General features: G+C 74.5%; 6 protein-coding genes. 2 read left to right on the forward strand and 4 right to left on the reverse strand.

Annotated elements, in window-relative coordinates:
• Positions 1 to 121: 121 nt before the first annotated feature.
• The 4 genes from IF37_RS0116470 to IF37_RS0116485 form a co-directional block, all read right to left on the reverse strand.
• Positions 122 to 2506 carry a DUF3488 and transglutaminase-like domain-containing protein gene (locus IF37_RS0116470; protein ID WP_030742661.1) on the reverse strand — a complete coding sequence of 795 codons (2385 nt, stop codon included), beginning with the start codon at positions 2504 to 2506 and terminating at the stop codon, positions 122 to 124.
• Positions 2506 to 3864, reverse strand: a complete 1359-nt coding sequence (locus IF37_RS0116475; protein ID WP_030742663.1) for a DUF58 domain-containing protein — start codon at positions 3862 to 3864, stop codon at positions 2506 to 2508. Before IF37_RS0116475 ends, IF37_RS0116470 begins: the two co-directional genes overlap by 1 nt.
• Positions 3864 to 4883, reverse strand: a complete 1020-nt coding sequence (locus tag IF37_RS0116480; protein WP_030742664.1) for a MoxR family ATPase — start codon at positions 4881 to 4883, stop codon at positions 3864 to 3866. Before IF37_RS0116480 ends, IF37_RS0116475 begins: the two co-directional genes overlap by 1 nt.
• Positions 4884 to 5205: 322 nt before the next feature.
• Positions 5206 to 5817, reverse strand: coding sequence for a carbonic anhydrase (locus IF37_RS0116485; protein ID WP_079165772.1), 612 nt, complete (start codon positions 5815 to 5817; stop codon positions 5206 to 5208).
• Positions 5818 to 6108: 291 nt separating this feature from the next.
• Here IF37_RS0116485 and rsmH point away from each other — a divergent pair, with 291 nt between their 5' ends.
• Entirely contained in the window at positions 6109 to 7065 is a 957-nt protein-coding gene (gene rsmH / locus IF37_RS0116490; protein ID WP_079165773.1) for a 16S rRNA (cytosine(1402)-N(4))-methyltransferase RsmH, read from the forward strand.
• A gap of 67 nt (positions 7066 to 7132) precedes the next feature.
• Positions 7133 to 7570, forward strand: a 438-nt coding sequence (locus IF37_RS0116495; protein ID WP_030742671.1) for a septum formation initiator family protein, incomplete at its 3' end; no start/stop codon positions are given.

Raw genomic sequence — 7570 nt, forward strand, 5'->3', positions numbered from 1 at the left:
CACAGAAGCGGCACAGACTCGGGGCACAACGGACGACATGCGTGAAGGGGCGGCCACCATCCGGTGGCCGCCCCTTCACGTCCGCTCGCCTCTTCCGCGTCCGCTCGGCCGTGCCGTCCGCTCAGCCCCGCTGCCCGGACGGCCGGCGCGGTACCGGCCGGAGTGCCGCGGCCCGGGCCCGGAGCGCCGACCAGCGGGCCGACACCGCCCACCACGCCCGGACCGACGACCGGGGCAGGAACCGGGCCCGCAGCCGCGCCCCGGTGCCCACCGAGGCCCGCAGCCCCTCGGCCACCCGGCGCGCATCCTCGGCCGCTCCCGCCGCCGGGCGCGGCCGGGGCGCGTACAGCACCTGCTCCACCGCGTCCGCCACCCGGTGCACGGCGGCCCCGGCCGCCGGGTCGAGCCGCCCGAGCCCGACGATCCGGGCCGCGGCCTTGCGCGGGGTCAGCGACTCGTCCGGCGGGATGCCGTGGTCCCAGGCGCTGTCCGTCAACTCCTGCCAGACGGCCAGGGTGTGCGCCGCCGCGCCCCGCGGGGTCCGCCCGTGCCCGCCGAGCCGCCGTGCGCGCATCCGCTGCCGCCACAGCAGCGGCGCCAGCAGAGCCGCGGTTACCACCACCGCGCCCAGCCCGATCAGCAGCCATCCCCACCAGTCCGTACCGGCATCGTCGCGGTGCGGGACCGCCGCGGCGGACGGGCTGCCGCAGTCCTGGAGCCGGCGCGGCCCGTCGGCGCAGGCGGCGCTCGGCGAGTCGGCCGCCGAAGGCGCCGAGGACGCGCCCTTGGAGGGCAGCGCCTCCTCCGGCATCGAGCTGCCGGGGGTGTCCGACTGGGTGTACGACGGCGTGGTGCCGCGGGTCGGGGTCGGCTCGAAGCGGGTCCAGCCCACCCCCTCGAAGTACAGCTCGGGCCAGGCGTGAGCGTCCTTCTGGTTCACCGCGACCGTGCCGTCGGCCTGCGGGGTGCCGGGCGCGAAGCCCACCGCGACCCGCGCCGGGATGCCGAGCGTGCGGGCCATCGCCGCCATCGTGAAGGAGAAGTGGACGCAGAAGCCCTCCTTCTTCTTCAGGAAGTTCGCTATGGCGTCCGGGCCGCGGCCCACCTTCACCGAGGTGTCGTACTGGAAGCCCCCGGTGACGGCGAACCAGTCCTGGAGCTTGACGGCCTCCTCGTAGTGGCTGTCCGCGCCCGCGGTGATCTCCCTGGCGGTGCGGGCCACCACCTTCGGCAGCGAGGACGGCACCTTGGTGTACCGGTCCCGCAGGGCGGCCGGGGGCTCGGGCGCGGCGGCCAGCTGCCGCGCGGTCGGCCGCACGTCCAGACTGGTCACCTCGTAGGTCTGGCCGCGCGTGGTCTGGCCGCGCTCGCCGACGAGCGTCATCCCGACGGGCTCGTACTTCCACCGTCCGCCGACCTGCACACCGCTCGCCGGATAGGGCATCGGCAGCCAGCTCTGGGCGTACCAGTCCGCCGCCCGGACGGTCGTGCGCACCGTGCCGCGCCGGATGTCCGGGCCCAGGCCGGAGGGCGTGGGCAGCCTGTCCGGCACCCCGACGACGGGCCGCGTCGCCGGGGTCCAGGTGGTGCCGTCGAACTCGTCCAGGGAGACGATCCGCAGATACAGGTCGGAGACGTCGTCGGTGTCGGTCCGCAGGGACAGCACCTGGCGGTCGTCGTCGGTGTTCAGGTCGTCGCGCAGCGACACCAGCGGGTTGACGGCCGAGCCCGTGCGGCCGTTGCCGTCACCCGCCCCCACGCCCGTGCCGGCCGGGTCGAGCAGACCGCCGTGCATCGCGGGCAGGGCGAGCGGCACCAGCAGGGCCACGCCCAGCGCGACCGCGCCGATCCGCCGCCCGGTGCGCACCGGCGCCACGACGCCCGCCTCCGGGGCGCCCGGGGCGCGCGGCGCGCCGCCGAAGACCCGGCCCCACTGGGCGAGCCGGTCACGGCCCTCGGCGAGCAGCAGCATCAGATAACCGGCCGCCGCCACCAGGAACCACAGCCCGCCGGCACCGCCGCCGGACAGCCCCGCGGCCACCGAGTACAGCGCGAGCAGCGGCAGTCCGGCCGGTGCCGCGCTGCGGAACGTCACCGCCAGCGTGTCCACCAGCAGCCCGACGACCAGCGCGCCGCCGATCAGCATCAGCTTGATGCCGTCGGTGACCGGGGCGGGGGTCGCGTACCGGCTGACGTCGTCCGCGCCCTGTCGGAGCAGTTCGGCGAAGTACCGGAAGGCGTCCGGGCCGGGGATCAGCCCGGCGACCGCGTGCCGCCGGGCGAAGACCAGGGTCAGCAGCACCAGGGTGACCAGGGCCTGCGCCACCACCGTCAGCGCCCGGCCCAGCGGCACCCGCCGGGCCGCCGCGCCCACCCCGGTCTGCAAGGCCACCAGCGGGATCAGCTGGATCAGCCAGGTCGGCTCGGTGACCAGCGGCAGCAGCGCGCAGCAGGTCATCAGCGTCGCCGCCGCCGCGCACAGCGCCACGCGTGCCCGTCCGCTCATCACCGCGTCTCCCCGTTCACGGAGGCCAGGCCGGAGCGCTCCCGGTCCGCCCGCCGCCACAGTTCGTCCAGCGCGGCGCCGCGCGGCACGCTCACCGCCGTCCAGCCCGCCTCGCGCAGCGGCCGCAGCCGCTCCTCGTGCCGGTGGCCCGCGCGGGGCACGTCGGTCGCCTCCCGCGTCCAGGTGTCGGGGTCCAGCACGAAGGCGACCGCGCCGCCGCCGCGCCGGCACATCTTGGCGACCGTGGCGGCCTGTTCCTCGTCCAGGTCGCCCAGGAAGGCGACCAGCAGTCCCTCGTTGCCCCCGCGCAGCACGTCGTACGCCCGGGACAGCCCGGTGCCGTCGGAGTGGTCGATCACCGCCAGGGTGTCCATCAGCAGCCCGGCCGCCTCCGCCGTCTCCTGGCCGGCGCCCGCGAAGCCGTAACCGCCCTCGCCGGGCACCGCGCCGCCGCCGTCGGTCAGCAGCCGCACCGAGAAGCCGCGCTCCAGCAGGTGCACCAGGACCGAGGCGGCGCCGGAGACGGCCCACTCGAAGGCCGAGTCCGGTCCCGCGCCCTCGTAGGCGCCGCCGCGGGTGTCCAGCAGCACGGTGCACCGGGAGCGCCGGGGCTGCTCCTCGCGGCGGACCATCAGCTCGCCGTGGCGCGCGGTGGAGCGCCAGTGCACCCGGCGCAGGTCGTCGCCGTGGCGGTAGCCGCGCGGGATCACGTCGTCCTCGCCCGCGAGGGCCGGCGAACGCTGCCGCCCGTCCCCGTGCCCCTGGGCCTCGCCGCCGAAGCGGACCGGGGCCAGCGGAGTCACGCCCGGGGTGACGGTCAGGGGGTCGTACGTCGAGAAGGAGCGGGTCAGCTCACACATGCCGAACGGGTCCGTCAGCCGCAGCTGGAGCGGGCCCAGCGGATAGCGGCCGCGCAGGTCGGAGCGGACCCGGTAGGAGACCTCGCGGCGGCCCCCCGGCTCCATCCGGTCCAGCACGAAACGGGGGCGCGGCCCGAGGACGTAGGGCACCTGGTCCTGGAGCATCAGCAGACCGGTGGGCAGCCGGGAGACGTTGTCCATGCGCAGGTGGACCCGGGCCTCGCTGCCGGCCGGCACCCGCGCGGGGGCCAGGAGGCGGCTCGCGGCCACCCGGTAGCGGGTGCGGTACAGCACGGTCGCGCAGATCAGGGGCAGCACGGCGAGCAGCAGGCCGACCCGCAGCAGTTCGCCCAGGCCCAGCAGATACGAGCAGATCGCGGCGGCGATCCCGGCCGCGAGGAAGGAGCGGCCACGGGTGGTGAGTCCGGCCAGGGCAGTGCGGACGCCGCCCGCCTCCCCGCTGTCGGGCTCCGCCGCCCCGGCCCCCCCGGAACTCATCACAGACTCCGCGGAGGCTGCTGGGGGTAGGCCGGGATGGTCCGGCCGAGTCCGCCGAGACCGTTCTGCCGGCCCGGGGCCGCCGTGGGCACCGGGGTGTGCTGGAGGATCTCCAGCACCACCTGCTCGGCCGTACGCCGGTTGAGCTGGGCCTGGGCGGTGGGCAGCAGGCGGTGGGCGAGGACGGCGGCGGCGAGCGCCTGGACGTCGTCCGGCAGCGCGTACTCCCGGCCCGCGAGGGCGGCGGACGCCTTGGCCGCGCGCAGCAGGTGCAGCGCCGCGCGCGGGGACGCGCCGAGTCTCAGCTCGGGGTGGGTGCGGGTGGCGGCGACCAGCTCGACCGCGTAGCGCCGGACCGGCTCGGAGACGTGCACCTCGCGCACCGCCTCGACCAGCTTGACGATCTCGTGCGCGTGCGCCACCGGCTGGAGGTCCTCCAGCGGGCTGGTGCCCCCGTGCACGTCGAGCATCCGTATCTCGGCCTCCACGCTCGGGTAGCCGACGGAGACGCGGGCCATGAAGCGGTCGCGCTGGGCCTCGGGCAGCGGGTAGGTGCCCTCCATCTCGACCGGGTTCTGGGTGGCCACCACCATGAAGGGGCTGGGCAGCTCGTACGTCTGCCCGTCGATGGTGACCTGCCGCTCCTCCATGGACTCCAGCAGCGCGGACTGGGTCTTGGGCGAGGCGCGGTTGATCTCGTCGCCGATGACGATCTGCGCGAAGATGGCGCCCGGCTTGAACTCGAAGTCCCGGCGCTGCTGGTCCCAGATGGACACGCCCGTGATGTCCGAGGGCAGCAGGTCCGGGGTGAACTGGATGCGCCGCACCGAGCAGTCGATGGACCGCGCCAGCGCCTTGGCGAGCATCGTCTTGCCCACCCCGGGGACGTCCTCGATCAGCAGGTGGCCCTCGGCGAGCAGGACGGTCAGCGCGAGCCGTACGACCTCGGGCTTGCCCTCGATCACGCTCTCCACCGAACCGCGCACCCGCTCCACCGTGGCGGTCAGGTCGTCCCCCACCCCCGCATACGCGCGGGCGGGGGCGTCCCCATGGCTCGCTGGATCGTCATAGGTCGACAACCGGCCCTCCTCGGCCCCGTTCCTCCGGGCCGACGCTGTCGCTGCGCGACCGGCCCACCCCGAAACACGGACACCACGCGGGATGGGTCCCGCGTGACGTCACATCACGCATTCTCGCCGCCGTTACCGATTCGTGTCACCGCCTGTGGACAACTGCCCCCGCGATGTCGGTCATACGACTTTTTCGACCGCGATGTCGGCACGGACGGCGGGACCCGTCCCGGGGCGCCCGGCCGGCACGCCGGCCGGTACGCCGGTCGGGTCAGGCCGGGTCGACCTCGCGCAGCAGACCCGTGCGCACGTCGAAGACGAAACCGCGGATGTCGTCGGTGTGCAGCAGGAAGGGCGAGGTGCGCACCCGCTGCATCGACTGGCGGACGTCCTGGTCGGCGTCCCGGAAGGACTCCACCGCCCACGACGGCCGCTGCCCGACCTCCATCTCCAGCTCGGTGCGGAAGTCCTCGGTGAGGGACTCCAGGCCACAGCCGGTGTGGTGGATCAGCACGATGCTGCGGGTGCCCAGCTTGCGCTGGCTGATGGTCAGGGAGCGGATGACGTCGTCGGTGACCACGCCGCCCGCGTTGCGGATGGTGTGACAGTCGCCGAGCTGGAGACCGAGGGCCTGGTGCAGGTCCAGACGCGCGTCCATGCAGGCGACGACGGCGACGTGCAACACGGGACGGGCGTCCATGCCGGGGTCCGTGAACGCCTCGGCGTAGTGCCGGTTGGCCGACACGAGACGGTCGGTCACGGTGTCGCCCGTGCTTATGGCGCCTTCGGATCCAATAGGTGCAGCTGCAGAAGTCGTCATACTGACGACGTTACTGGTCACGTGGCGTCCCGGCCTGCTGTGAGAGGGGACAAAGAACGTCATCGAGGCTTGTTGTGAGCTAACCCACAGGAAGGGCGGAGCTGGGCCGAACGGGTGGACCGGCGCCGGTCGGGGTTCGCCGTCGTGACGCGGTGCGCGACGCGCAGGCCGGTTGATTGACCAGCGGACAGCGTGGACTAAAGTGACGCGAAAAGCGGGAGGCGAGTCTCTTACCGCTGGTGAACCCCCGGAGACCCCGGCACGCGCCCGGACCCGTCTCCCCGCGCGCGCGGCGCGTACGTACGGCTCGGGGGACCGACGGTGCGTACGGCCCGCCGGAACTGAGAGGCCCCCTTGAGCCAGAGTCGACACGTCCCGGTGATGCTCCAGCGGTGCCTGGACCTGCTGGCGCCCGCCCTGGAGCGCCCGGGAGCGGTGGTCGTCGACTGCACCCTCGGCCTCGGCGGACACAGCGAGGCGCTGCTGGCCCGGTTCCCCGACGCCCGGCTGATCGGCCTGGACCGGGACAAGGAGGCGCTGCGCCTGTCCGGCGAGCGGCTCGCGCCGTACGGGGACCGCGCCACCCTCGTACACGCCGTGTACGACGAGTTGCCGGACGTGCTGCGCCGGCTCGGCATCGCCCGCGCGCAGGGCGTGCTGTTCGACCTCGGGGTCTCCTCCATGCAGCTCGACGAGGCCGACCGCGGCTTCGCCTACGCGCAGGACGCGCCCCTGGACATGCGCATGGACCAGACGACCGGCATCAGCGCCGCCGAGGTCCTCAACACCTACCCGGCCGGTGAACTCGTGCGCATCCTGCGCGCGTACGGCGAGGAGAAGCAGGCCAAGCGGATCGTCGCGGCCGTGGTCCGCGAGCGCGAGAAGGCGCCCTTCGACAACAGCGCGCGCCTCGTGGAGCTGATCCGGGACGCCCTGCCGCAGGCCGCCAAGCGCACCGGCGGAAATCCGGCCAAGCGCACCTTCCAGGCGCTGCGCATCGAGGTCAACGGCGAGCTGTCGGTGCTGGAGCGGGCGGTGCCGGCCGCCGTGAAGGCGCTGGACGTCGGCGGCCGGATCGCCGTGCTGTCGTACCACTCGCTCGAAGACCGGCTCGTCAAGCACGTGTTCGCGGCCGGAGCCGCGTCCACCGCGCCGCCGGGACTGCCGGTCGTGCCCGAGCGCTACCAGCCGAGGCTCAAGCTGCTCACCCGCGGTGCCGAACTTCCCACCGAGGAAGAGATCGCCGAGAACCGCCGGGCCGCACCGGCCAGGCTGCGGGGTGCCGAGCGCATCAGGGAGGACGTCGAGTGAGCCACACGGGCCGGAAGGGCCCCTCCGCGCACCCAGGGGGCGGCATTCCCGACGCACCGGGGGAGCAGTGAGCAGGAAACCCGAGCTGAAGGGGAGGGCCGCCCGGCTGGCCCGGCTCCTCCCGGCCGGCCGCGCCCGGGCGGCGCGCACCCCGTTCGTCCTCCTCGTCGTCGTCCTCCTCGGCGGCGGCCTCATCGGACTGCTGGTGCTGAACTCCGCGCTCAGCGAGGGCTCGTTCCGGCTCGCCGACCTCCAGAAGCGGACGAAGAACCTCACCGACCAGGAGCAGGCCCTCCAGCGGGACATCGACGCCTACTCGTCCCCCGACGCCCTCCAGCGGCGCGCCCGCGAACTCGGCATGGTCCCCGGCGGCGACCCCGCCTTCCTCGGCCCCGACGGCACCGTCAAGGGCGTCCCCGGCGTCGCCTCAGAGACCGCGGCCCTGTCCGCCCCGGCCGCCCCCGGTCCACTGACCCCGGCCGGCCTCCTCAGCCCCGCCCCGTCC

Origin of the sequence: Streptomyces sp. NRRL S-31, from assembly GCF_000718775.1 — a bacterium.
Classification (GTDB): Bacteria; Actinomycetota; Actinomycetes; order Streptomycetales; family Streptomycetaceae; genus Streptomyces.

What these genes read in the sequence shown, in the direction of transcription:
- IF37_RS0116475 (WP_030742663.1), bottom strand. Translation starts at nt 3,864, where the DNA reads ATGAGTTCCGGGGGGGCCGGGGCGGCGGAGCCCGACAGCGGGGAGGCG.
- IF37_RS0116470 (WP_030742661.1), bottom strand. Translation starts at nt 2,506, where the DNA reads ATGAGCGGACGGGCACGCGTGGCGCTGTGCGCGGCGGCGGCGACGCTG.
- IF37_RS0116485 (WP_079165772.1), bottom strand. Translation starts at nt 5,817, where the DNA reads ATGACGTTCTTTGTCCCCTCTCACAGCAGGCCGGGACGCCACGTGACC.